Source organism: Amycolatopsis pigmentata, from assembly GCF_042684065.1.
Lineage (GTDB): Bacteria > Actinomycetota > Actinomycetes > Mycobacteriales > Pseudonocardiaceae > Amycolatopsis_E > Amycolatopsis_E pigmentata.
This window is the reverse complement of record NZ_JBHUKR010000006.1, coordinates 918,559-939,539: the sequence shown is the minus strand read 5'-3', so window position 1 is coordinate 939,539 and position 20,981 is coordinate 918,559. Positions and strand designations below refer to the sequence as shown.

23 protein-coding genes are annotated in these 20,981 nt (G+C 70.3%); 6 read left to right on the top strand and 17 right to left on the bottom strand.

Translation table 11 applies throughout. The features are described from left to right. Positions 1-213: 213 nt before the first annotated feature. The 7 genes from ACFSXZ_RS12270 to ACFSXZ_RS12240 form a co-directional block, all read right to left on the bottom strand. Positions 214-2,394 carry a heavy metal translocating P-type ATPase gene (locus tag ACFSXZ_RS12270; protein ID WP_378264799.1) on the bottom strand — a complete coding sequence of 727 codons (2,181 nt, stop codon included), beginning with the start codon at positions 2,392-2,394 and terminating at the stop codon, positions 214-216. Positions 2,395-2,507: 113 nt separating this feature from the next. Beyond that, a complete protein-coding gene (locus tag ACFSXZ_RS12265) occupies positions 2,508-2,651 on the bottom strand; it encodes a hypothetical protein (RefSeq protein ID WP_378264484.1) in 144 nt (47 codons plus the stop codon). Next, positions 2,651-3,265 carry a flavodoxin domain-containing protein gene (locus tag ACFSXZ_RS12260; protein WP_378264482.1) on the bottom strand — a complete coding sequence of 205 codons (615 nt, stop codon included), beginning with the start codon at positions 3,263-3,265 and terminating at the stop codon, positions 2,651-2,653. The genes ACFSXZ_RS12265 and ACFSXZ_RS12260 overlap by 1 nt, the downstream gene beginning before the upstream one ends. Continuing rightward, on the bottom strand, positions 3,262-3,453 hold the full coding sequence (locus tag ACFSXZ_RS12255; RefSeq protein ID WP_378264480.1) for a hypothetical protein: 192 nt from the start codon (positions 3,451-3,453) through the stop codon (positions 3,262-3,264). Before ACFSXZ_RS12255 ends, ACFSXZ_RS12260 begins: the two co-directional genes overlap by 4 nt. After that, positions 3,450-4,055: an Rv1733c family protein gene (locus tag ACFSXZ_RS12250; protein ID WP_378264478.1), complete on the bottom strand. Its 606-nt coding sequence runs from the start codon at positions 4,053-4,055 to the stop codon at positions 3,450-3,452. Before ACFSXZ_RS12250 ends, ACFSXZ_RS12255 begins: the two co-directional genes overlap by 4 nt. Positions 4,056-4,124: 69 nt before the next feature. Further along, the gene (locus ACFSXZ_RS12245; protein ID WP_378264476.1) at positions 4,125-4,598 is read right to left on the bottom strand and encodes a universal stress protein; all 474 of its coding nucleotides are present in this window, start codon (positions 4,596-4,598) and stop codon (positions 4,125-4,127) included. After that, entirely contained in the window at positions 4,595-5,740 is a 1,146-nt protein-coding gene (locus ACFSXZ_RS12240) for an acyltransferase family protein (protein WP_378264474.1), read from the bottom strand. The genes ACFSXZ_RS12245 and ACFSXZ_RS12240 overlap by 4 nt, the downstream gene beginning before the upstream one ends. Positions 5,741-5,809: 69 nt before the next feature. Here ACFSXZ_RS12240 and ACFSXZ_RS12235 point away from each other — a divergent pair, with 69 nt between their 5' ends. Continuing rightward, a complete protein-coding gene (locus ACFSXZ_RS12235; RefSeq protein ID WP_378264472.1) occupies positions 5,810-6,562 on the top strand; it encodes a CPBP family glutamic-type intramembrane protease in 753 nt (250 codons plus the stop codon). A 44-nt stretch (positions 6,563-6,606) separates the two neighbouring features. On the opposite strand, the gene ACFSXZ_RS12230 is transcribed toward ACFSXZ_RS12235, so the two are convergent. Genes ACFSXZ_RS12230 through ACFSXZ_RS12215 form a run of 4 tightly spaced genes read right to left on the bottom strand, consistent with a single transcriptional unit; the run spans position 6,607 to position 9,802 of the window. Then, positions 6,607-7,116, bottom strand: a complete 510-nt coding sequence (locus tag ACFSXZ_RS12230; RefSeq protein WP_378264470.1) for a flavodoxin family protein — start codon at positions 7,114-7,116, stop codon at positions 6,607-6,609. 24 nt (positions 7,117-7,140) lie between these two features. Beyond that, positions 7,141-8,556 (bottom strand): DUF4389 domain-containing protein, encoded by a 1,416-nt coding sequence (locus tag ACFSXZ_RS12225; protein WP_378264468.1) that lies wholly within the window; start codon positions 8,554-8,556, stop codon positions 7,141-7,143. Further along, positions 8,553-9,137: a CBS domain-containing protein gene (locus ACFSXZ_RS12220; RefSeq protein ID WP_378264466.1), complete on the bottom strand. Its 585-nt coding sequence runs from the start codon at positions 9,135-9,137 to the stop codon at positions 8,553-8,555. Before ACFSXZ_RS12220 ends, ACFSXZ_RS12225 begins: the two co-directional genes overlap by 4 nt. Before the next feature lie 14 nt (positions 9,138-9,151). Further along, the gene (locus tag ACFSXZ_RS12215) at positions 9,152-9,802 is read right to left on the bottom strand and encodes a CBS domain-containing protein (RefSeq protein WP_378264464.1); all 651 of its coding nucleotides are present in this window, start codon (positions 9,800-9,802) and stop codon (positions 9,152-9,154) included. 229 nt (positions 9,803-10,031) lie between these two features. On the opposite strand from ACFSXZ_RS12215, the gene ftsH reads away from it, so the two are divergent. The 5 genes from ftsH to ACFSXZ_RS12190 are packed head-to-tail and all read left to right on the top strand — an operon-like array spanning position 10,032 to position 15,927. Beyond that, complete coding sequence (gene ftsH, locus ACFSXZ_RS12210; protein ID WP_378264462.1) at positions 10,032-11,942, top strand: ATP-dependent zinc metalloprotease FtsH; 1,911 nt, start codon at positions 10,032-10,034, stop codon at positions 11,940-11,942. 18 nt (positions 11,943-11,960) lie between these two features. Next, on the top strand, positions 11,961-13,337 hold the full coding sequence (locus tag ACFSXZ_RS12205) for a wax ester/triacylglycerol synthase family O-acyltransferase (RefSeq protein WP_378264460.1): 1,377 nt from the start codon (positions 11,961-11,963) through the stop codon (positions 13,335-13,337). Positions 13,338-13,365: 28 nt separating this feature from the next. Beyond that, on the top strand, positions 13,366-14,184 hold the full coding sequence (locus ACFSXZ_RS12200) for an alpha/beta fold hydrolase (RefSeq protein WP_378264458.1): 819 nt from the start codon (positions 13,366-13,368) through the stop codon (positions 14,182-14,184). A gap of 37 nt (positions 14,185-14,221) precedes the next feature. Further along, the gene (locus ACFSXZ_RS12195; protein ID WP_378264456.1) at positions 14,222-15,133 is read left to right on the top strand and encodes a galactose-1-phosphate uridylyltransferase; all 912 of its coding nucleotides are present in this window, start codon (positions 14,222-14,224) and stop codon (positions 15,131-15,133) included. A 56-nt stretch (positions 15,134-15,189) separates the two neighbouring features. Continuing rightward, complete coding sequence (locus ACFSXZ_RS12190; RefSeq protein ID WP_378264454.1) at positions 15,190-15,927, top strand: class I SAM-dependent methyltransferase; 738 nt, start codon at positions 15,190-15,192, stop codon at positions 15,925-15,927. 25 nt (positions 15,928-15,952) lie between these two features. Here ACFSXZ_RS12190 and ACFSXZ_RS12185 read toward each other — a convergent pair whose 3' ends face one another. Genes ACFSXZ_RS12185 through ACFSXZ_RS12160 form a run of 6 tightly spaced genes read right to left on the bottom strand, consistent with a single transcriptional unit; the run spans position 15,953 to position 20,963 of the window. Beyond that, positions 15,953-16,417, bottom strand: a complete 465-nt coding sequence (locus ACFSXZ_RS12185; protein WP_378264452.1) for a hydrogenase maturation protease — start codon at positions 16,415-16,417, stop codon at positions 15,953-15,955. Continuing rightward, positions 16,414-17,706, bottom strand: coding sequence for a Ni/Fe hydrogenase subunit alpha (locus tag ACFSXZ_RS12180; protein ID WP_378264450.1), 1,293 nt, complete (start codon positions 17,704-17,706; stop codon positions 16,414-16,416). Before ACFSXZ_RS12180 ends, ACFSXZ_RS12185 begins: the two co-directional genes overlap by 4 nt. Next, a complete protein-coding gene (locus ACFSXZ_RS12175; protein ID WP_378264448.1) occupies positions 17,703-18,479 on the bottom strand; it encodes an NADH-quinone oxidoreductase subunit B family protein in 777 nt (258 codons plus the stop codon). Before ACFSXZ_RS12175 ends, ACFSXZ_RS12180 begins: the two co-directional genes overlap by 4 nt. Beyond that, a complete protein-coding gene (locus tag ACFSXZ_RS12170; RefSeq protein ID WP_378264446.1) occupies positions 18,479-19,312 on the bottom strand; it encodes an FAD/NAD(P)-binding protein in 834 nt (277 codons plus the stop codon). Before ACFSXZ_RS12170 ends, ACFSXZ_RS12175 begins: the two co-directional genes overlap by 1 nt. Beyond that, entirely contained in the window at positions 19,309-20,376 is a 1,068-nt protein-coding gene (locus ACFSXZ_RS12165; RefSeq protein WP_378264444.1) for a 4Fe-4S dicluster domain-containing protein, read from the bottom strand. The genes ACFSXZ_RS12170 and ACFSXZ_RS12165 overlap by 4 nt, the downstream gene beginning before the upstream one ends. After that, entirely contained in the window at positions 20,373-20,963 is a 591-nt protein-coding gene (locus ACFSXZ_RS12160; protein WP_378264443.1) for an Rv1733c family protein, read from the bottom strand. The genes ACFSXZ_RS12165 and ACFSXZ_RS12160 overlap by 4 nt, the downstream gene beginning before the upstream one ends. Between the last annotated feature and the right edge of the window lie 18 nt (positions 20,964-20,981).

Below are 20,981 nucleotides of genomic sequence, written 5' to 3'. Positions count from 1 at the left end.
GGTGAACCGGGGCGCAAGACTCCTGACCACGCTGTCTGAACCAACAGGCCTTCGCTGACCACCGCCGACAGCGATTTCATCGCCCCGGCCAGCCACCTCACCACCGACTCCAGTCCCACCGTCTTCCTGACCCCACCAACCGCCACGCCCGCCCCCGGGCACCCCGGACAGCCCGGCAACGAAAAATCGGCGCGCCGAATTCCGCGAACGGACTCACGAACTCCGGGGAAGGGTGAAGTAGGCCTCTTCCTCCTGCGCGAAATGGAGATTGAGCACGGCGTCGAGACCGTAGAGCGTCGCGCGGAGGTCGTCGATCTGGTCGGGTTTGAGCGGGGTTTCGGCGAGGTGACGGCCGAGGCGGCGGATCAGGCGTTCGATTTCGGCGTGTCCGCGGCTCATCGTCACCGTGCCCTCCGGGCCGCCGAGTACCTCGGTCAGTGCCGGGTACAGCTCGTGTTCCTCGGCCATTTCGTGTGGCAGCAACCGGTCGACGAGTTCCCGGTACGCGCGGCGCACGGCGGCCTCCGCCTCGGGGCCGGGTCCGGCGGCGAGCGCGTCGGCCGCCTGGCGCACCGCGGCGCGGGCCGGGAGCAGCAGTTCGTGTTCCCGCGCGAACCGGCGCAGTAGCACATCCGGGCGGCGGCGATGGACCAGTATGCCGCGCAACGGGCGGTGCAGGGAGCGCAAGGCGTTGAGGATGACGGCGACGTCGATGCCTTCCTGAACCACCGCGCCCACCACGGGAACCAGCCATCCCGCGGCCGCCGCCGCCATCGCGAGCAACGACAGCGCCGTGCCGATGCCCGCGCTTTGCACGGCCAGAGCGCGAGCCCGCCGCGCGATTTCGACCGCGTCGGCCAGCCGGTCGATCCGGTCGTCGACGATGACGGCGTCGGCCGCCTGCACGGCGGCGGTCGACCCGCGTGAGCCGAGTGCGATTCCGACGTCGGCGACGGCGAGGGCGGGCGCGTCGTTCACCCCGTCGCCGACCATGACGGTGACCCCCTCTTCGGCGTTCTCACGGCGTTTCCGCACCCGCTCGATCTTGTCGGCCGGCGAAGCTTCGGCCTGGACCTCGTCGAGGCCGAGCAACCCGGCCACCTCGGCGGCGTTGTCCACACGGTCTCCGGTGAGCAGCACGATGTGCCGCAGTCCGGCCGCCCGCAACCGCCGGAGCGTGCGCGCCGCGTCGGGCCGGATACGGTCGCGGACCAGCAGGGCCGCCGTCGGCAGACCGTCGATCTCCACCCAGACGACACTGGCGAGATCGAGCCTTCCCCGCCGGGCCGCGCCGCGCGCCCACCCGGGCAGGGGATGCCCGGACCGCAGCCGCCCGACGACCACTTCGTGTCCGTCGACGCGCCCACGGGCGCCGACGCCTGGCTCTTCGCTCACCTCCGACGCGTGGGCGGGCTCGACACCGGCCCGGTTCGCGGCCCGCAGCACCGCCCCCGCCAGGACGTGCGGCGAGTACTGCTCGACCCCGGCCGCTTCGGCGAGCACACGCCCGGGGGCCACTTCGGGCGCGGAAACGATGTCGGTCACCTCAGGCTGTCCGATCGTGACGGTGCCCGTCTTGTCCATCGCGAGCGTGTGCGCGCGGCCGAGGAGTTCCAGCGCGGCACCGCCCTTGACGACCACCCCGGCCCGCGACATCCGGGACATCCCGCCGGTCACGGCCACCGGCACGGCGAGCAGCAGCGGGCACGGCGTCGCGGTCACCAGCACCGCCACCGCGCGCACCGGATCCCCCGTCGCCAGCCATGCCGCCCCGGCGATCACCAGCGCGGCGGGCAGGAACCAGACCGCGACCCGGTCGGCCAGGCGCGCCACCGGGGCGCTTTCCGCGGCGGCCTGCTCGGCCAGGCGGATCACGCCCGCGTAGGTGCTGGCTTCCGCGGTCGCGGTCGCCCGGAGGTCGGTGGCGGACCCCGCGTTCACCACCCCGCTGCGCACCGCTTCGCCCGCCGCCCGCTCGACCGGCGCCGCCTCTCCGGTAAGCGCGGATTCGTCGAACAGGCCGCCGTCGCTCGCGATGCCGTCGACGGGCACGATCTCGCCGGGCCGCACCACGAGCAGTTCACCGGCCCGGACCTGGTCGATGGGCACGAGGTCGAGCCGCCCGTCACGCCGGACGTGGGCGTTTTTCGGGGCGCGGGCGAGCAACGCGGACAGGTCGCGACCGGCCCGGCGTTGCGCCGCCGACTCCAGTACCCGGCCGGTGGCCACCATCAGCGCGATGATCGCGCCCGCGAGGTACTCCCCCACCGCCACCGTGCCGCCGAGCGCGAGCACGGCGAGCAGGTCCGCGCCGTAGCGTCCGCGCCGCAGATCGGCGACCACCCAGGCAAGGGCGGGTACCAGCGCCACGACCACCGCGCCCGCCCACAGCATGTCGGCGGGAAACGGGCCGGCGAGCCACCACGTCAGCCCCCCGGCGGCGGCAAGCACCGCTACGCAAACAAGAAGCGCCACCTCGCCGTGTTCGCGGACGCGCAGTCGTGTACTCAACGCTGGTGCTCCAGATCCTCGGGGACCGGCGTGCCGTCCTCACGGACTTCGTCAAGCGGTTCGTCGTCGTCTTGTGCGAAAGCCCGGATCAGATCCACTCGGCTGACGATGCTCACGTCCCGGACGGTCATGGCGCGCATCACGGCCTCCTCGTCCCGGTGTCCGCATACCACTGTCCACATCGGACCAGATCGGGACTCGCGGGCGCCGGGGCACGGCTCGCGTGCAGCGTGCTCGCGATGACCCGCGCCCAGGCCCGCACGGCTTGCCAGTCGCGATAGTCACCATCGCGCAGTCCGAGCGCACCGGCCACGGCGCGCTCGGCGAAGCACAGCCGACGGCGATCGAGCTTGCCGGGGAACAGGCGATGCTGGTAGGCGGCGGACAGGCGCGCCTGCCGTGCCACATCGACGGCACCGTCCGCGCCACCGGCGGAACCGACGGCCGCGTCACCGTCGAGTGCCCCACTCCGGGCCGGGCCACTGGAAAACAGCCACACCGGCCGCGACCGGAGAATCCGGTCGTGCCGCTCGACGAGGTCACGGGCGGCTTCCACCCAGTGTCCATTGTAGACCGCACTGCCGAGCACGAACGCGTCGTAGTCCGAGAGGTCATAGGCGTTCTCGGCGAACAACACGTCGACAGCGGCGTCCTCGTCCAGACTGGCCAGCGCCGAGCCGAGGGTCTCTCCGATCACGTCGGCGATCTCCCGGGTGGCGCCGTGCCGGCTGGCGACCGCCACCAGCACCGTCATCGCTCACCCTCACCCGGCTTCTCGTGCTCCTCGCCCTCGGTCGCCCGGCGCTTGCGGCTTACTTCCTCGGCCAGGACGTAATGCCGGATCGCTCGCTCCGCCAGCGTCTCGGCGGGATACGCCTTCGCCCGTGAAACAGCGCCCTGGCGCGCCTCATGCTGCGCTCTCGCGTTCTCCCGCTCGCTCATTTCGGATCTCCCTTGCTCCGTGGTTTCCAGTCCAGTGCGTCCCATTCCCGGGCCCAGCCGGCCCAGCGGCGGGTGTCCAGGGCGAACCGGACGGCCGTGTAGGCGATCAGCAACACCGCGTTCACCGCCGCCCAGACCAGCGCGCCGAGGCCCACGGCGAGGCCGATCACGCTGATCTCCGATTGCGGCGGGCTTACCGGGTTCCCGGCGCCGTCGAGCCAGATGCCCACACTCGCCCCGGCGGGCAGTCCCGACCGGGCCTGGATCGTGCCGGTCCGTTCGGCACCCCCGGCCTCCCATCGGGCGGTGACGCCTTCGGTGTCGGGCACCGAGCCCCCCTCGGTGGCCGCGGCGGGTGACGTGGGCACGAGGAGCACAGCCTTGGCCGGTTGCCGCTCGGCGCGCTGCGCGGCCGCTACGACCTCCTGCCGGGCGTGGTAATCCACCCCCGCGGCCACGGCCGCGGGCACCGCGAGTACCGCCAGCACCAGAAGCGAGAGCACCACTGCCGCTTCGATGCGATCCCAGCGGCGGGCCAGGGACCCATGCCGGGGCATCAGCCAGTGGTACTGGCGCTTCAGCCAGTTCGTCGAAACGGCCATCGTGCTCAACCTCCTTCGCCTTCTCTTTCGAGCTTGGCCGGAAGGCCTTGATCACCTAAGGGCCGTAGGTCACCGGGTCGGCGCCCCAAAGACCTGAGCCGCGTCGCCTTCCCCGGCCGTGCGGGCGGGGATGATCACCACCGGGCAGTCGGCCTGCCGTACGCAGCGGGCGCTCACCGACCCGAGCAGCACGGTCATCAGCCTGCCGTGGCCGTGGCTGCCCAGCACCAGCATCGACGCGCCCTTCGCGGCCTCCAGCAGCACGTCCACGGGTTCGCCTTCGACCAGGTCCGGACGCACGACCGCCCCCGGATCCGGGCCGGTGACCTTGCCGATCAGCGTCTCGAGGGTGCGCTGGTGCGCCGCGGCCATCTCGTCGACGGGCATCACGACACCGCCGGGTTCGAGCGCGGGCGTGTAGGTCCAGGCGGCCACGGCACGCACTTCGCGTCCGCTCACCGCGGCTTCCTCCACTGCCCAGCTCAGCGCCGCGAGGCTGACGGGTGAGCCGTCCACGCCGACGACGATCGGTGCGCCGTTCATCTGGTCTTCCCTTCTGTATTCCTGGGGACATTCCGGGGGATATTCCGGTGGATGAGGCGCCGTCCGAACAGCAGGATGAGCGGCACCGTGAACAGCAGCGGGCCGGCGATCGCGAGCGGGCGCTCGGCCCACCAGATCAGGTCCGGGGGCCGGTCGTCGCTCAGGTGGTGCGTGTACAGCCCGTAGACGCACATCAGCCAAAGCGCCATGCCCGTGCTGTGGAACAGATACAGCGGGAGCGCATAGGTGTTGATCACTTCGTTGAGGCGGCGCCAGTGCGGCCGGGCGAGGCCGCGTTCCACGGCCGGGCGCAGCACCTGGGCGAGTCCGATCTGGAAGGCCAGCAGAGCCACGATCACCACCGTCGGCGGGGACATGTTGGACAACCGGTCCCCCGGAACACCGACCATCGACCCGGGGTACAGACCCGAGAACACCAGGCCCACCAAGGCGAAGAGGCCGCCCCACAGCACCACGAAGCCGTAGCGACGGGGTGCGTCGGCGAGCCGCCGGTAATGGAAACCGGCCTCGTAGGCCAGCCCCCACACGGCGACCATGTTGATCCAGCCCGCCCACCACACGCCCCAGGACAACCGCAGCACGTCGGCGCAGACGGCGATCCCCGCCAGCCACACCAGCACCAGCACGCCGAAACGGCGGTGGAGCCAGATCGCGGCCGGCAGCAACGCCAGCAACGCGACGTACATGCCGAGGAACCACAGTGGACTGATGATCAGCAGCACCGTGTTGAAGATCCAGCCCACCTTGAACACCGCGCCCACGACGGCGCCCACCGCGACCCAGACCGCGACCACGGACAGACCGGGCACGAGCAATTGCTTCAGATGCGTCCACAGATACCGGCCGGTGTGCTCACCCCGTTCCCGCGCGTGCTCCCAGGACAGCAGGTGCACGTAACCGCCGACGTAGAAGAACAACGGCACGACCTGCAACACCCAGGTGAGGATCCAGACGGCGTGGTAGTAGGCCAGCGGCGTCGTCGGCAGCGGGCCGTTCGGCGTCCAGTGGATGATCGTGAACACCCAGTGCCACAGCACGACCACGATCAGGCTGAACGCCCGCAGCCAATCCACGTAGGGCTCCCGCTGCCCGGTGCCCGAATGCGGGGCCGGATGGGCCACGGCGGGTGACTGTCCGCTTCCGGCCGGTTGGTGGCGAGAATTACGATTCGCGAGCACACTGGAGGAAGCATGAGTGTCACGTCTGTTTCCCCCGTCATCACCCGGCGACCGTCCATTCCTGCGACGCTGCGCCGGGTCCTCTCCGTCACCGCCTCGATCCTCTTGCTCGCGGCTTCGACGTTCCTCGCCAACCGTGTGCTGCCCGGCTGGGCCTACCCGGTCACCGGGGTGGTCACCGCGGCGGGCCTGGTCGGCCTCGCCCGCTACGCCGGGGTGAGCTGGGCCGCGATGGGCCTGGATCGCCGCTACCTCGGCCGCGCCGCGCTGGTCGGCCTGATCGGTGTCGCGCTGGTCGGCCTGGTCTTCGGGCTCGCCGTGGCCATTCCCGCGCTGCGCACGGTGTTCCATGACGGCCGGATCGGCAGTCCCGGGATCGGCCAGTTGATGTGGCTCGCACTGGTGCGGATCCCGCTCGGCACGGTGCTGCTCGAAGAGGTCGCCTTCCGTGGTGTCCTGCCGGCCCTGCTCGGGGGCGGACAACGCTGGCGCTGGGGCCCGGTGCTGGGCGCGGCGGGACTGTTCGGCCTCTGGCACCTGCTGCCTTCGCTCGCACTCGACCACAACGCCGCGGTGCACGCCACGTTCGGCGGCCTGCCGACCGCGGTGATCTCCCTGCTCGCGATGCTCGCCGCCGCCGGAGCCGGGGTGGTGCTGTACTGGTGGCGCCACACCGGTCGTGGCGTGCTCTCGTCCGCGCTCGTTCACTTCGCCACCAACTCCGGCGGTCTCGTTCTGGCCTGGTTGTTGATCGCCGGCCGGTGACCGCACGGCGAAAAGCCCTGGTCTGGAGGGAAAACGCCGCTCGCTCAAGGGCTCGTGCGGACCGCCAGCGCACCGGCCCACTCCCGTGCCCGGGCCAGTTCCCCCTCGCGGAGCTTGCCCGGCGCGGTGCCCTCGACGATGAAGCTCTCCGGCGGGGCGACCAGCTGATAACCGCGCTGCCGCAGGCGCTTGGCCACGCCCTTGGCCGCCGAACCGGTGAGCCAGCGCGGTTTCCCCAGCCGGGTGTCGAACACCGCGGCCGCCGCGCCCGCGGGCGCGGTGCCGAGCGTCTCCAGCCACTCCCGGATCCCGGTCGTGGACCGGACGCCGTCCGTGGCCTGCCGCTGGGCCTCCTGCCGGGTGCCCGGGCGGGTCATGCCGTAGGCGTGCGTCGGCCCGCCGACGATCAGCAGGTCCGCCTCGTCCACCCGGCCGGCATCGTCCACATTGATCACTTCGACCGCACCGCGCACCGACGCCAGGCTGTCCGCGACGGCCCGCGCGACCAGCTCGGTGTTGCCGAACATCGACTCGTACACCACCACGGTTCGCATGATCCTGCCTTCTTTCCTGCTCCGTCACACTTTCTGCTCGGGTCGCTGATGTGCCGCGCGATAGGCGGGCACGGCGATCAGGACGGCACCCGCGGCGAGCAGGACGATGCCGCCGACGAGCACCCAGAGACCGATCCAGCCGAGTTGCGGAGCGGTCGCCCCGGGTTGGACCAGCACGTTCAGCCCGCGTGAACCATCGGCGTTCATCACCACGACGGTCCAGTCGCCCTGCGCCGGACGCGGGCTGAGCGTCTGCGTCCCGGGACCGCTGGCCTCCTGGGTCCAGATGTCCACGCCCAGCGGCGGCGCGGGTTGCTGGGTTCCGTTGTGGACGACCACATCACGGGAGCCGAACGAGGTGACCGTGTCGTAGTCCACTTTGGACAGACATTGCCGGACCGCGCCGGTGGGCGCGATACCGACGAACACCGGCACGCCGGGATCGGTACTGCTCGCCCGGATCCGGATGTCCCCGACGACGCCCGAGGCCGGGCCCCAGTTCGCGGCGCCTTCGCCCAGCGAGATATCGCCGCTGGTCACCGCGTAGCCGCCGGAGGAAAAGGTCTGCGTGGCGGTCACATAGCCATCCGCGTCACGGGCTCCGCGGTCGGCCCACAGCGCCGTGGCGCCACCGGTGATCAGTCCCATCGAGACCAGGGCCAGCACCGAACCGACGATCACCGAGGCGATCCGGCCGCCGGTCCAGTGATGCTCGACCGCGGCTTCCGTCTCGGCCTCCGGGCCCCGTGCGGGGGCGCCCGGGTCGTGCCCGCCCATGTCGAGCCGGAACGGCGGATAGCGGTCGGTCATCAGCGCGGCGTAGACCCCGACGCGGACGACCCAGCGATCCATGCCGACCACGAAGTCGAAGATCGTCTTCGGGTACTTCCCGGTGCACAGCAGCACGATCGCCGCGATCAGCACCAGGATGCCGATCAGCCCACCGGCTCCCCAGTTGAACTGGTAGTTCTGGTTGTTCACGAGCCAGAGACCACCGCCGGCGAACACGCCGACGATGATGTACTGCGGGATGGCCAGCAGCCACCACTTCACCAGGACGAGCCCGCGGGAAAGCCGCTCGGGGTAGTCGATCTCGAGCCGCGCGGGGTAGTCCGGCACGTCGGCCGGCGTGAACGGCGGATACCGGTCGGTGCCGAGCGCGGCGTAGCCGTAGTAGTACACCCGCCACGACCACCGGATCACGCCGACGTTGTAGGCGAAGATGCCGCGCGGATAGTGCGCCGTGATGAGAATGGCGAAGAACGCCACCACGGTGAGCACCACGAAACCCAGCCACAGGAACGCCAGCACGAAATAGTGCGGAATGAGCAGCAACCATTTGACCAGCCACAGCCAGCGGGAAACGTGATCCAGCTCGGCGTCCACGCGCACCGGATAACCGGTGTGGCGAACCTGTTCCGGGTCCTCGGGGGTACTCACCGCGAACTCCTCACCACTTGGACGAGTTCGGCGCGGGTCACGCCGGGAACGGTCTTGGTCAGCGCGTCGACGACGCGACGCTCGGCCTCGTCACTGAACTCGCCGCTGATCGTGGCGATCCCGCCCACGACCTCCACGGTCCAGCGGTCCCGTTGCCCCGAGTAATCCCTGAGCAGGGCCCGGAGTTCGGCCGCGATGGCGTCGTCGTGACGGACGAGGGGGCGCAGCAGGTCACGGCGGCTGATCACGCCGACCAGCGCCCCCTCCTGGACGACCGGCACACAGCGCAGGCGGTCCGAGAGCATGTGCCGCGCGATCTGCGCGATCTCGGTGTTCAACGTCACCACCTCGACCGGGCTCGTCATCACCTCCTCGACCGGGCGGTCGAGCTCCGCCGAGTCGGCGGCCACCCCGCCCCGCAGGGCATCGGCCTCGGTGAAGATGCCGACGACCTGCTCGTCGGAATTGACCACGGGCAGAGCGGCGAAGCCGTGCTGGAGCAGCAGGGCCGTCGCCTCCCGCACCGTCGAGTTCGGGCCGACCCGGACCGCGGGCCGCGACATGATCTCCCGTGCGTACATCGGTCTACTCCACTTCAGACCTCGTCGTTCCAGACGTAGTCGAGCCGGTTGCGGACCCCGACCACGCCCGGCACGAGCGCGATGAGGCGCTCGGCCGAAGACACCGCGCTGCGGCGTTCCAGCCGCCCCAGGACCGTCACCACGCCGTGTTCCACCGTCACCGTGAACGAGGCGGGCTCGGCACGCAGAACCTGGGTGAAGACCTCCTCCTCGACCTCGCGCCGGACGTCAGGGTCCGGTCGAAGGAAGACATCGAGCAGGTCCCGGCGTGACACCACGCCGACGAGCTTTCCCTGGTCCACCACGAAAAGCCGGCGCGATCCGGCCGTCGTGAGCTGGTGCGCCGCGGCGGCGACACCGGTGCCCACCTCCACCGTGCGGACGGGCGCGGTCATCAGGTCGCGCGCTCGCACCGCCTGGGCTTTCCGCCAGTGATGCCGGGCCCGCCTGCCGGAGAACATCGTCGGCGCGGTGGCCGGGATGTCCTCCTTGCACAGCAGGTCGGCCTCGGACACCACGCCGATCGGCCTACCGTCCTCGACCACGGGAACCGCGCTGATCTCCTCGGCCGTCAGCAGCGCCGCGATGTCCTTGAACTCGGTGTCCGGGGTCACCGTGATCGGGTCCTTCGTCATCACCGCGTCGACGGTCAGCGGTGTGTCCATGCGTGCCTCACCTGTTCGCAGTCGTTTGTCGTCGGATCGACGCTATGAGCGGGCCCGCGTCCCGGCGCAGGGCCTTCGGCCACCAGGGATGAGGACTTTCGCCGCTCACCCCGGCCGGGTCCAAGAGCGTTTCCTGAGGACACGGCGGCACGTCCGGTGTGGAGGGCCGCGCGTTTCGGCGACCGGCCGGTGCCCGACCCAGGACCCCGGCGGAGGAAAGGACCAGGGAATGTCGCGTACGGCCAAGTCCGGCCCCCCACCGGATCCCGCGCCCCGGCAGGAGCCGCCCGAGCCGGGCTGGCGGCGGTGGCTGTTGCCGTTCGCCCTGCTGGCGGTGCTCACGCTGTTGTTCCTGCCCAGCCTGCTTTCCCCCAGTCAGCCGACCCCCGCGTTGTCCTACACCGACCTGGTTACCAAGGTGGACAGCGGCCAGGTGAAGTCGGTGGAGATCACCGATCAGGGTGGCGTCAACGGCAAGCTGGCCGACGGCACCTCGTTCACCAGCCAGCTCCCCACCGCGCTGGGAAGCCAGCAGCTCAGCCAGAAGCTCCAGGAGAAGAGCGTTCAGATCACCGCGACGCGCGCGCAGAACACCGCTTGGCTGACCACGCTGCTGGCGTTCGCGCCGTTGCTGCTGCTCGTCGGGTTCTTCGTGTGGGCGGGACGCCGGGCCCAGGGACAGCTCGCCGGTGGCCTCGGCGGATTCGGCCGGTCCAAGGCCAAGATCATCGAAGCGGAACGGCCCACCACGCGGTTCGCCGACATCGCCGGTTACGAGGGGGTCAAGCAGGAGGTCAGCGAGATCGTCGACTTCCTGCGCAACCCGGGCCGCTACGCCGCCGCGGGCGCCAAGGGACCGCGCGGCGTGATCATGGTGGGCCCGCCGGGGACCGGGAAGACCCTGCTCGCCCGCGCCGTCGCGGGCGAAGCCAGCGTGCCGTTCCTGTCCGTCACCGGCTCCGCCTTCGTGGAGATGTTCGTGGGCGTCGGCGCGTCGCGCGTGCGCGACCTGTTCACCGAGGCCCGCGACCGCGCCCCGTCGATCATCTTCATCGACGAGATCGACGCCGTCGGCAGCCGCCGTGGCATCGGCGGTTTCGGCGGGCACGACGAACGCGAGCAGACACTCAACCAGCTCTTGGCCGAAATGGACGGTTTCGACCAGAGCAGCGGCATCGTCGTCCTGGCGGCGACGAACCGCCCGGAGGCACTGGACGCCGCGCTGCTGCGGCCCGGCCGGTTCGACCGGCAGGTCGCCATCCCACTGCCCAACCAGGCCGAACGCGCGGCGATCCTGGCCGTGCACACCGCCGACAAACACCTGGCGCCCGACGTCGATCTCGACCGGCTCGCGCGCGGCACTCCAGGGTTCTCCGGCGCCGACCTGGCCAATGTGGTCAACGAGGGCGCGATCAACGCGGTGCGCGCCAACCGCACCACCATCACCGCCGCGGACCTCGGCGCGGCCCGAGACCGGGTGCTGCTCGGCCGCCGCGAGACGTCGAACGCGCTGCTGCCCGAGGAACGGCAGTCGGTGGCGGTGCACGAGTCCGGTCACGCGATCGTCGCGGCGGTGTGCGAACACGCCGACCCGGTCGCCAAGGTCACCATCCTGCCGGCGGGAATGGCACTCGGCGCGACCGAGCAGTTACCGGAGGCCGAGCGGCACCTCTACAGCGAGGCCTACCTGTCCGATCTGCTGGCCGTCCGGCTCGGTGGGCGCGCCGCCGAACTGGTGGTGTTCGGGGAAGGCTCCACGGGCGCGTCCAACGACCTGGCCGGCGCCACCGAGATCGCCACCAAGATGGTCACCGAATTCGGTCTTTCCCCCGAGCTCGGACCGGTCGGCTATCCCTCGGGTGAGCAGAAATACCTGCCAGGCCAAGGAAGTGAGCTCCTCGGGCACCGGTTCTCCGAACAGACCCAGCGCGTGGTGGACCGCGAGGTCGCCCGGCTGCTCCGCGACGCCGAGGCGACCGCTGTGCGCATTCTGCGTGAGCGCCGTGACGCACTCGACCGGCTCGCCGCGGAACTCATGGAACACGAGACCGTCGACGGCTCCACCGTGCTGGAAGTCCTCGACCGCGAAGTGAACCCCCAGGGCGGGGCACTGGTACCGACCGGAGTGGCGGAACGGTAGCCGCCGGGAGAAGGCGTCATGGAATGGTTGTCCCCGCTCGACGCGGCTTTCCTCGACCTCGAGGACGGTGACGAGAGCGCCGTGCTGTCGATCGCCTCGGTGGCGGTGATGGAAGGCCCGGTGCCGGGTCACGAGGAACTGATCGCGGCGGTGGCTTCCCGGCTGGACCGGATTCCCCGTTACCGGCAACGGATCCGCCGCCTCCCGTTCGACCTGCTTCCCCCGTTCTGGGCCGACGACTCGCATTTCGCCCCGGAGCACCATTTCGTGCGCGCCGCGCTCCCCGCGCCGGGCGGCGAAGCGGAGCTGTGCGAACTCGTCGGCATGGTCATGGCGGAGCGGCTCGATCGCGATCATCCGCTGTGGCAGACCTGGATCATCGAGGGTCTCGCCGGCGGGCGGTGGGCGGTGCTGATCAAGATCCATCACAGCATGGCCGACGGCATCGCCGGGATGAACATCCAGCGGCTCCTCCTCGACGAACCGGTGGAACAGACCGACCGCGACGGGGCAGGAGCCGGGAATTCCCTGGTCACCATGCTGTTGTCGCCGCTGCATCCCCGGCATGTCCTGCGCAGTGCCACCGGAATGGCCCGCGGGATGGTGACGATGCTGACCGGGTTGCTTCCGGTCAAATCGTCCAGCCTGTCCGGCCCTATCGGCAGGCAACGGCGTTACGAACTGGCCCACGCCAGACTTTCCGAACTCCGCGAAATCGGCCGCGCGTTCGGTGCCACGGTCAACGACGTGGCCTTGACCGCCGTCACCGGAGCGCTGCGGCAGTTGCTGCTCGATCGCGGTGAGCGGCCGGCGGCGCATTCGGTGCGCGCGCTGGTTCCGGTGTCGATGCGGCACGGCGGGGCCGAAGGCGACCGCGCGCGCAACCAGATTTCCCTGATGCTGCCGATGTTGCCGGTCGACCTGGCCCGGCCGGTGGACCGGCTGACGGCCGTGCACGACCGCCTTTCCGCGCTCAAGTCCAGTGACGAGGCCTCCGCGGGGGCCGCCGTCACCACGGCCGCGCGGTTCGGTCCCTTCGGCCCGTTGTCGTGGGTGATCCGGATCGCGGCCCGGCTCCCCCAGCGCAGTATCGTCACCGTGGCCACGAACGTGCCCGGTCCGCGGCGGCGCCTTTCCCTGCTGGGCAGGCGGATTCTGGAGATCCATCCGTACGTGCCGCTCGCCATCCGGCTGCGCACCGGGGTCGCGGTCCTGACCTACCGTGACCACGTCTCCTTCGGCATCACGTCCGATGTGGACAGTGCACCGAAACCGGGGCTGCTGAGTGAGGCGATCGAGGGGGAACTGGCCGAACTGCTCGCCATGGCACGGACTTCGGTCACCGATCCGAGGTCTGGGAGTCCCGGCCGATTCGGGCCCGTCGGCCCTGGGTGAGCCGCTCCGGCACGCGGATGGTGGAAGTATGGACGTGAAGCTCACCTGGCACACCACGAAGGTGGCGGGGCGTGCCGCGCACTACGGAAGTGGGGGCGAAGGTCCCGCGCTGCTGTTCCTGCACGGCTGGGGACTGGCCGACCGCGCTTTCGCGGCGGCACTCTCGCGGTTGATCGCGGCCGGGCTGAAGGTGTACGCGCCGGCGCTGCCCGGCTTCGGCGGCACCGAGGACCTGCCCGCCGACGAGCGCACACTCGCCGGTTACGCGAGCTGGGTTTCGGCGTTCGTGAAGGAAGCCGGCCTCACCGAACCGGTGACGGTGGTCGGGTATTCCTTCGGCGGCGGGGTGGCCATCCGCACCGCGCACGACTTCCCCGAGGTGGTGGGCAGGCTCATCCTGGTCAACTCCATCGGCGGATCGTCGTGGTCCGACGGCCGGGGCGTGCTCAAGGCCATCAGCGAACGCCCGCTGTGGGACTGGGGCCTGCATCTGCGGGCGGACCTGCGCCCCAACCGTCAGCTCGCGCGGGTACTGCCGGTGATTCTTCGTGACGCGGTGCCGAACCTGATCCGCTGCCCTGGCGCGATCTGGCGGGTGGCGAATCTGGCCCGCACCGCCGATCTCACCGGCGAACTGGCCGAACTCAAGCGCCGCAGGCTGCCGGTGGTCATCGTGTGGAGCAGTCAGGACAACGTGATCGGAGAGGTCGCGCTCATGTCGTTACGGGCGGGACTCGGTGAGGCACGCGTGATCACGGTGCCGGGAGGACACGGCTGGCTGCTGGCCGACCCGGGCCGGTTCGGCGAAGTCATCACCAACGTCCTCACCGTCGCGGAGGAGACGTAACGGGAGTCGTCCAATGCGTTATGCCGGAAGCACTCGCGTGACCACGAAGCCGTGGCACGGCGGCGAGTTGCGGTGGGACCACCTGGGTGGCGAATGGAGCGTGCTCGCCCCCGGCCGTGAGGTCGCCCCCACGGGCGCACCGTGCCCGTTCTGTCCCGGTGACGGCGAGGACACCCCACCCGAAACCTGGCGCCTGCCCGGGGAAACCGACGCCACCTGGCGGGTGCGCGCGGTGCCCAACCGGTACGCGCTTTCCGACCGGCACGAGGTGATCATCGAATCGCCGGACCACGACTGGGATCTGGCCACCGGCACCGACGACGAGGCAGGCGCCGTGCTGTTCGCCTGGCAGGAGCGGCATCGCGCGCTCCGGCACGGCGCGGCGCAGGTGGTGGTGTTCCGCGGCCACGGGCCCGGCGCCGGGATCTCGGTGTCCCATCCGCATTCCCAGGTCGTCGGGCTCCCGGTGCTGTCCGCGGCCACCCGCCGCGAACTCGTGGCCATGCGCGAACACTACGACCGTTCCGGGCGTCCGTTCGCCGCGGAACTGCTCGCCGGGGAGCTCTCCTCCGGAGAACGCATCGTGCTCGCCGAAGGCCGCACCGTGGCCTTCGTCCCGTTCGCGCCCGCGTCCGGCTTCGAGATCCGCATCGTCTCCGCCCGGCACCGGGCCGATTTCGCCGCCATACCGCGAGACGAACTCGGGGCGATCGCCCGCGCCCTGCGGCTGGTGTTGTCCGCCCTGCGCGAGGAACTGGACGATCCGTCCTACCACCTGATCCTGCACACCGCTCCGGTCGGGCTGGAACACGTGCCGTATCTGACCTGGTCGTTGCACGTACTGCCCCGGCAGTACGTCCCGGCAGGGCTCGAACTCGCCAGCGGCATCCCGGTCATCACCAGCACTCCGGAAGAATCGGCCAAGCGCCTTCGCAACCGCCTTCCCTGAGGTGAGATGACACGTCAACTTGCGATTCCCTGACGTTGTCAAGAAAATCAGCCCTCATGGGGACCGAACACCCGCTCTTCCGCGCCGACCTCGCCGCCGCGCACGACCACGCCTTCGGTTTCCACGCCGACAACTGCGCACCCGGCGTGCTCGCCCTCCTGGAACCGGTCCGCGCCCGCGACGGGCTGGTCCTGGAAATCGGCTGCGGCTCCGGCCTGCTCACCCGGCATCTGCTCGACGCCGGCCACCGCGTGATCGCGACCGACGCCTCCCCCGCCATGCTGGCCATCGCCCGCGCCAAAGTTCCCGAGGCACAGGACATCCGGCGGCTCACCCTGCCCGGCGACCCGCTGCCGCCCGCCGACGCCATCGTCGGCGTCGGCCACCCGCTGAGCTACCTGCCCGGCCACACCGAGGTGCGCACCGCGCTCACCGCCTTGGTGCGCGCACTGCGTCCCGGCGGCATCCTCGCCATCGACCTGTGCGACCTCGGCTGGCATGCGGCCAAACACGGCCGTCCCGCCCAGGCCCGGCTGGCCGGCGACTGGGCCTTGATCACGACTTTCCATACCCCTGCCGAAGACCGATCCGCGTTCGAACTCACGGTCTTCACCCGGAACCCCGACGGCACCTGGCGCCGCGACGACGAACGACACGACCTCGTGCTCACCGACACCGCCCGGATCCCGTCCTGGTTCGCCGATACCGGCCTCGAAGTGACCATCGGAGAATCCTTCGGCAGCGAGACACTGCCCGCCGGTTTGGCCACGGTCGTCGCCCGGCGCGGAGTCTGATCACCGTCCAGCACGTCGGCAGCGATCACGACGTCCCGATATAGTCCAGGACAGCCGCGACCACCTCAGGGAATACCGCGGTGACCGGTTCCGACAGACCGGTGCCCAGGTCGAGATCGGCGGCTTCCACGGCCAGCACGACCAGACGGCGGGGCACCCGGCCGAGTGCCTGCCCGAGCAGGAGGGCCTCCGGGATGCCGAGCGCGTGGGAACTGGCCGCCCCACCACCACCTCCCCGCAGGGCGTCCGCTCGTCCATCCACAATAGACGGCCAAATCCGCCCGGGGGTGGCGGGTTCACACATCACGGCATCGACCACGACCGCGAGATCGGCGCCGGACCACGCTTCCAGCAGCGCCGAGGGCTCACCGTCGGCCACGACCGCCCGTACGCCAGGCAGATCGCGGCCGGCGATCTCCGTCGCGACGGCGGGCCCGATCCCGTCGTCGCGACGGTACTCGTTGCCCACCCCGATCACGACCACGTTCACCGGTAGTCCCATTTCAGTTCGAGGAAATGCGCCGAGCACGAGATGCACGGGTCGTAGTTGCGGATCGTCCGCTCGCACAACGCGGTCAGTTCCTCGTCGCCGAGGGCGAGATTGTCCTGCACGATCCGGCGCAGATCGTCCTCGATCGCCGCCTGGTTCTGCGAGGTCGGCGGAACGATCGTCGCCGAGGAGATCAGCCCGTCGGCGTCCAGCTCATACCGGTGGTACAACAGGCCTCGCGGCGCTTCGCTCACCCCGTGCCCGGTCCCGGACCTCGGTTCGACGGGTACCGCCGGACGTTCCGGCCGCTGGTAATCACTGATCAGCCGCAAGGCTTCTTCGACCGCGTAGGCGATTTCCACCGCCCGCACGATGATGCCGCGGAACGGGTTGCGGCACTCGCGCCCGAGTCCCGCTTCGGCGGCTAGCCCGCGCACGGCGGGGGACAACTGCTCCGAATTCAGGGTGTACCGGGCGAGCGGGCCGGTGAGAAAACGGCGGCCGTCGAGCCGGGCGTGCAACGCCGTCGAGTGCGGCACCTGCTCTTCCACCACGTGCGCACCGAATTCGGCGGCTTCGAACGGCTCACCCGTGGTGCGGCGGATGATGCCGCGCTCGATCGCGTACCGGTCCGGTTCCGAAGCGGCGAGCAGTTCATACCCGAGTTCCCCGTCCGGGAAGTCGAACCCGGCCACCCAGCGCACGGTGTCGACCGCCTGGTCCCAGGCACGGCGCAGACGTTCGGCGACCGGTGCGAGATCCGCCGCGGTGGGCACCGAGTAGAACCCGCCCACCCGCACGTTGATCGGATGGATCGCGCGCCCGCCGATCAGTTCCAGGAGTGCGTTGCCGGTCTTCTTCAGGTCGAGACCGCGTTCGACGATCTCGCGACGATCCTTGGCGAGCGCGATCGCGTCCGGATAACCGAGGAAATCCGGCACGTGCAACAGATAGATGTGCAACGCGTGACTGGAGATCCACTCACCGCAGTACAGCAGCCGCCGCAGCGCGGCGAGCCCTTCGTCGAGTTCGGCGCCGCAGGCCTGTTCCAGTGCGGCGCACGCGCTGGTCTGGTAGGCGACCGGGCAGATCCCGCAGATCCGCGCGGTGATGTCCGGCGGCTCGGTGTAGGAACGGCCACGCAGGAACGCTTCGAAGAACCGGGGTGGCTCGTAGATGCGCAACTCGGCGCGCTCCACCTGTCCATCGTGGACCGAAACGTCGAGCGCGCCCTCGCCTTCCACCCTGGCCAGCGAACTGACCTTCAGCTGTCTGCTCCGGTGACTCACCGCTCCCCCTCACGGTCTTGACCGGCACCGTCTCGAGCGAACGCCGCCACGTTGAAGGTCTTGAACACCCGGTCCACCTCGCCTTCGGACATGCCGCGCGCCCGCAGCAACGGGATGAGGGCCGCCGTGTTCGGGCTCTCCATCGGCCCGAAACAGCCGAAGCAACCACGGTGATAGGCCGGGCACAGCGCCCCGCATCCCGCCTGGGTGACCGGGCCGAGGCACGGCGTGCCCTCCGCGACCATCACGCAAGTCAGGCCACGGCGCTTGCATTCGGTGCACACGCTGGTCTTCGGCGTCGCCGGGGTCCGGCCCACGAGCAGCGCGTTGAGCGTCTCCAGCAACTGGCCCCGGTCGATCGGGCAGCCGCGCAGTTCGAAGTCCACCTTGACGTGCGCCGAAGGCGGTGTCGACGTGGCCAGCGTGTCGATGTACTGCGGGCTGGCGTAGACCACCGACGCGAACTCCTCGACATCGGCGAAGTTGCGCAGTGCCTGGATCCCTCCGGCCGTCGCGCACGCTCCGATCACCACCAGGATGCGCGACGATTCCCGGATCCGGTGGATGCGGCGCACGTCGTCCGGCGTCGTGATCGAGCCTTCGACCAGGGATACGTCGTAGGGCCCCGGCAGCACCTCGCTGGAGGCCTCCAGGAAGTGCGCGATCTTCACCCGGCCCGCGATGGTGAGCAGTTCGTCCTCGCAGTCGAGCAGGGTCAGCTGACAGCCGTCGCACGAGGCGAACTTCCAGACCGCCAGAGTCGGTGTCCCCATCACAGCTCCCGCACGTTCAGCAGTGGCCCGGCGATGTCGTAGCCGACCACCGGTCCGTCCCGGCACAGCAGCAACGGTCCGAGCTGGCAGTGCCCGCACGTCCCGATCCCGCACTGCATGTTCCGTTCCAGCGAGACCCGGATGCCGGTGGCCGGAACTCCCTTGTCCAGCAACGTCTTCGCGCAGAACCGCATCATCGGTTCCGGCCCGCAGACGAAGGCCGTGGTGCGTCCCGGGTCCACCTCCAGCGCGGCGAGCGGCGCGGTGACGAACCCCACCGGCCCGTCCCAGCCCGCCGCGGGACGATCAATGGTCCGGACCACTTCGATGCCGTCGGCCCAGGCCCGGAACTCGGTGCGGAACAGGAAGTCCTCGGGAGTACGGGCACCGGCGATCAGCACGACCCGGCGATAGTCGTCCCGTCGCGCCAAGGCGCTCAGCACCACCGGGCGCAGCGGGGCGAGTCCCACCCCGCCGGCGACGACCACCAGGTCTCGCCCGGCCGCGGAGCCGATGTCCCAATCCGTTCCGAACGGTCCACGCGCGCCGAGCACCGTGCCCGGCCCCGCGTCGTGCAGCGCCTGGCTCACCGGCCCCACGGCGCGGATCGTGTGCGTCAGGCACAGGTGCTGGACCGACGGATCGCCGCTGATCGAAATGGCGACCTCACCCCGGCCGTGCGCGTAGAGCATGATGAACTGCCCTGCCCGGAACGGCGGCAGTTCCGCACGCACGGGTTTCAGGCACAACGTCACCGAGTCGGCGGTCTCCCGGACTCGCGAGCTGACCCGGTACGGCGTGGGAACCATGTCCGGCAACGCTTCGGCGTTCATGATTCCGCCAGCTTCGCCGCCTCGGCGGTGATGTCGATACCGACCGGGCACCAGGCGATGCACCGTCCACATCCGACACAGCCCGAGCTCCCGAACTGGTCGTGCCACGTGCTCAGCTTGTGGGTCATCCACTGCCGGTACCGGCTCGCCGCCGAGGTCCGCACACTTCCGCCGTGCAGGTAGGAAAAGTCGATCTCGAAGCAGGAGGCCCAGTGCTGCCAGCGTTCCGCGTGCTCGCCGGAGAGGTCGGTGACGTCCTCGGTGCTGGTGCAGAAGCAGGTCGGGCACACCATCGTGCAGTTGCCGCAGGTCAGGCACCTGCTCGCGACATCTTCCCAGTGCGGTGACTCGCGCGCGTCCGCGACGATCGCCTTCAGGTCGCCCTCCGGCATCGCGCGGCCCATGTGGTGCGCCGCCTCCTCGACGGCCTCGCGCGCCTCGGCGACCTCATCGTCGCTCGCCTCACGAGAGGTCACGCGAGCGAGCATCTCGGCGCCCGCCTCGCTGCCGACCTCCACGACGAAGACGTGGCCACGCTCGTCGTCCCGCTCGGTCAGCGCCAGGTCATATCCGGAGCCTGCCGCGGGACCCGTGCCCATCGACACGCAGAAGCAGACCCCGCCCGGCTCGGTGCAGTTCACCGCGATCACGAACAGCTCCCGGCGACGGCGGCCATACGCCGGCCCGCCCAGCACCCGGTCCAGTTTCGCGATGGCCGCGAGGTCACAGCCGCGCACGCCGAGGAAGGCGTAGTTCACTTCCTCGGCGGGTTCGGGTTCGAAGTCTCCGGACCAAAGCCTTCGGCGCGGTGGATGCAGAAAGCGCTTCCAGGACTGTGGGCCCGCGGAGTTCGCGAACATCGCCCGGTCGTTCCGCCGCCGCAGTTCGTAGCGTCCGGGCTCGGTGTCCACCGCCCACCCCGCCGGCAGCCGCCGCACCGAATCGACCTCGTCCAGTACGATCGCGTTGTCGCGCACGGTCGGGCCGATCACCAGGTAGCCGCAGTCGGCCAGTATCGAGATGAGGTGGTCCAGACCGCCTTCGTCGATAGTGGTGGCCATCATCGGCTGCCCCTCGGCTCACGGTCCCACTCGCGTTCCCATTCCGCGTAGCGGGCACGGTTGAAGTTCAGGTGCGCGAACCAGCACCCGGCTCCGCACAACGCCATGAAGCCCAGCCACGAGAACACCCCCGTGCCGATGGCGTTCCACATCGCGATGTCCTCCCGCAGCGGTGCCGGAACCGGGTTGTCCGCGGTGTCCATCCACACGCTCACCCGGTCACCGGCGAGCCCACCTCGCACGGTCAGCACGTTCCCGGTGGCCTGTGTGCCGTCCGAACGGGTCCAGGCGCCCTTCACCAGCGCCGTCTCGCCGAGCGTCGTGCTGCGCCCGCCCGCGTTCACCGGCGGAGCGTCCACCAGCAGTGTGGCCGTGACCTGGTGGCGGGTGGCGGTTTCGAATCGTGCCCGTTCGCTTTCGGCCGCATAAGTGTTCGAGCCCAGCATTCCGGCGAACGGCACCGCCACCAGCACCAGCAGGACCGCCACCACGAGCACGGTGCGTTCCAGCCGGTCCCAGCGCCGCACGAGGGGGTTGCGCCCTGGGAATAGCAGGTTCCACCACCGCGCCACGAGCGTCGTCCCGGTCATCGTCGCCGTCCTCTGGTT

What these genes read in the sequence shown, in the direction of transcription:
- ACFSXZ_RS12270 (WP_378264799.1), bottom strand. Translation starts at nt 2,394, where the DNA reads ATGCTGTGGGCGGGCGCGGTGGTCGTGGCGCTGGTACCCGCCCTTGCC.
- ACFSXZ_RS12265 (WP_378264484.1), bottom strand. Translation starts at nt 2,651, where the DNA reads ATGCGCGCCATGACCGTCCGGGACGTGAGCATCGTCAGCCGAGTGGAT.
- ACFSXZ_RS12260 (WP_378264482.1), bottom strand. Translation starts at nt 3,265, where the DNA reads ATGACGGTGCTGGTGGCGGTCGCCAGCCGGCACGGCGCCACCCGGGAG.
- ACFSXZ_RS12255 (WP_378264480.1), bottom strand. Translation starts at nt 3,453, where the DNA reads ATGAGCGAGCGGGAGAACGCGAGAGCGCAGCATGAGGCGCGCCAGGGC.
- ACFSXZ_RS12250 (WP_378264478.1), bottom strand. Translation starts at nt 4,055, where the DNA reads ATGGCCGTTTCGACGAACTGGCTGAAGCGCCAGTACCACTGGCTGATG.
- ACFSXZ_RS12245 (WP_378264476.1), bottom strand. Translation starts at nt 4,598, where the DNA reads ATGAACGGCGCACCGATCGTCGTCGGCGTGGACGGCTCACCCGTCAGC.
- ACFSXZ_RS12235 (WP_378264472.1), top strand. Translation starts at nt 5,810, where the DNA reads ATGAGTGTCACGTCTGTTTCCCCCGTCATCACCCGGCGACCGTCCATT.
- ACFSXZ_RS12230 (WP_378264470.1), bottom strand. Translation starts at nt 7,116, where the DNA reads ATGCGAACCGTGGTGGTGTACGAGTCGATGTTCGGCAACACCGAGCTG.
- ACFSXZ_RS12220 (WP_378264466.1), bottom strand. Translation starts at nt 9,137, where the DNA reads ATGTACGCACGGGAGATCATGTCGCGGCCCGCGGTCCGGGTCGGCCCG.
- ACFSXZ_RS12215 (WP_378264464.1), bottom strand. Translation starts at nt 9,802, where the DNA reads ATGGACACACCGCTGACCGTCGACGCGGTGATGACGAAGGACCCGATC.
- ftsH (WP_378264462.1), top strand. Translation starts at nt 10,032, where the DNA reads ATGTCGCGTACGGCCAAGTCCGGCCCCCCACCGGATCCCGCGCCCCGG.
- ACFSXZ_RS12205 (WP_378264460.1), top strand. Translation starts at nt 11,961, where the DNA reads ATGGAATGGTTGTCCCCGCTCGACGCGGCTTTCCTCGACCTCGAGGAC.
- ACFSXZ_RS12200 (WP_378264458.1), top strand. Translation starts at nt 13,366, where the DNA reads ATGGACGTGAAGCTCACCTGGCACACCACGAAGGTGGCGGGGCGTGCC.
- ACFSXZ_RS12190 (WP_378264454.1), top strand. Translation starts at nt 15,190, where the DNA reads ATGGGGACCGAACACCCGCTCTTCCGCGCCGACCTCGCCGCCGCGCAC.
- ACFSXZ_RS12175 (WP_378264448.1), bottom strand. Translation starts at nt 18,479, where the DNA reads ATGGGGACACCGACTCTGGCGGTCTGGAAGTTCGCCTCGTGCGACGGC.
- ACFSXZ_RS12170 (WP_378264446.1), bottom strand. Translation starts at nt 19,312, where the DNA reads ATGAACGCCGAAGCGTTGCCGGACATGGTTCCCACGCCGTACCGGGTC.
- ACFSXZ_RS12165 (WP_378264444.1), bottom strand. Translation starts at nt 20,376, where the DNA reads ATGATGGCCACCACTATCGACGAAGGCGGTCTGGACCACCTCATCTCG.
- ACFSXZ_RS12160 (WP_378264443.1), bottom strand. Translation starts at nt 20,963, where the DNA reads ATGACCGGGACGACGCTCGTGGCGCGGTGGTGGAACCTGCTATTCCCA.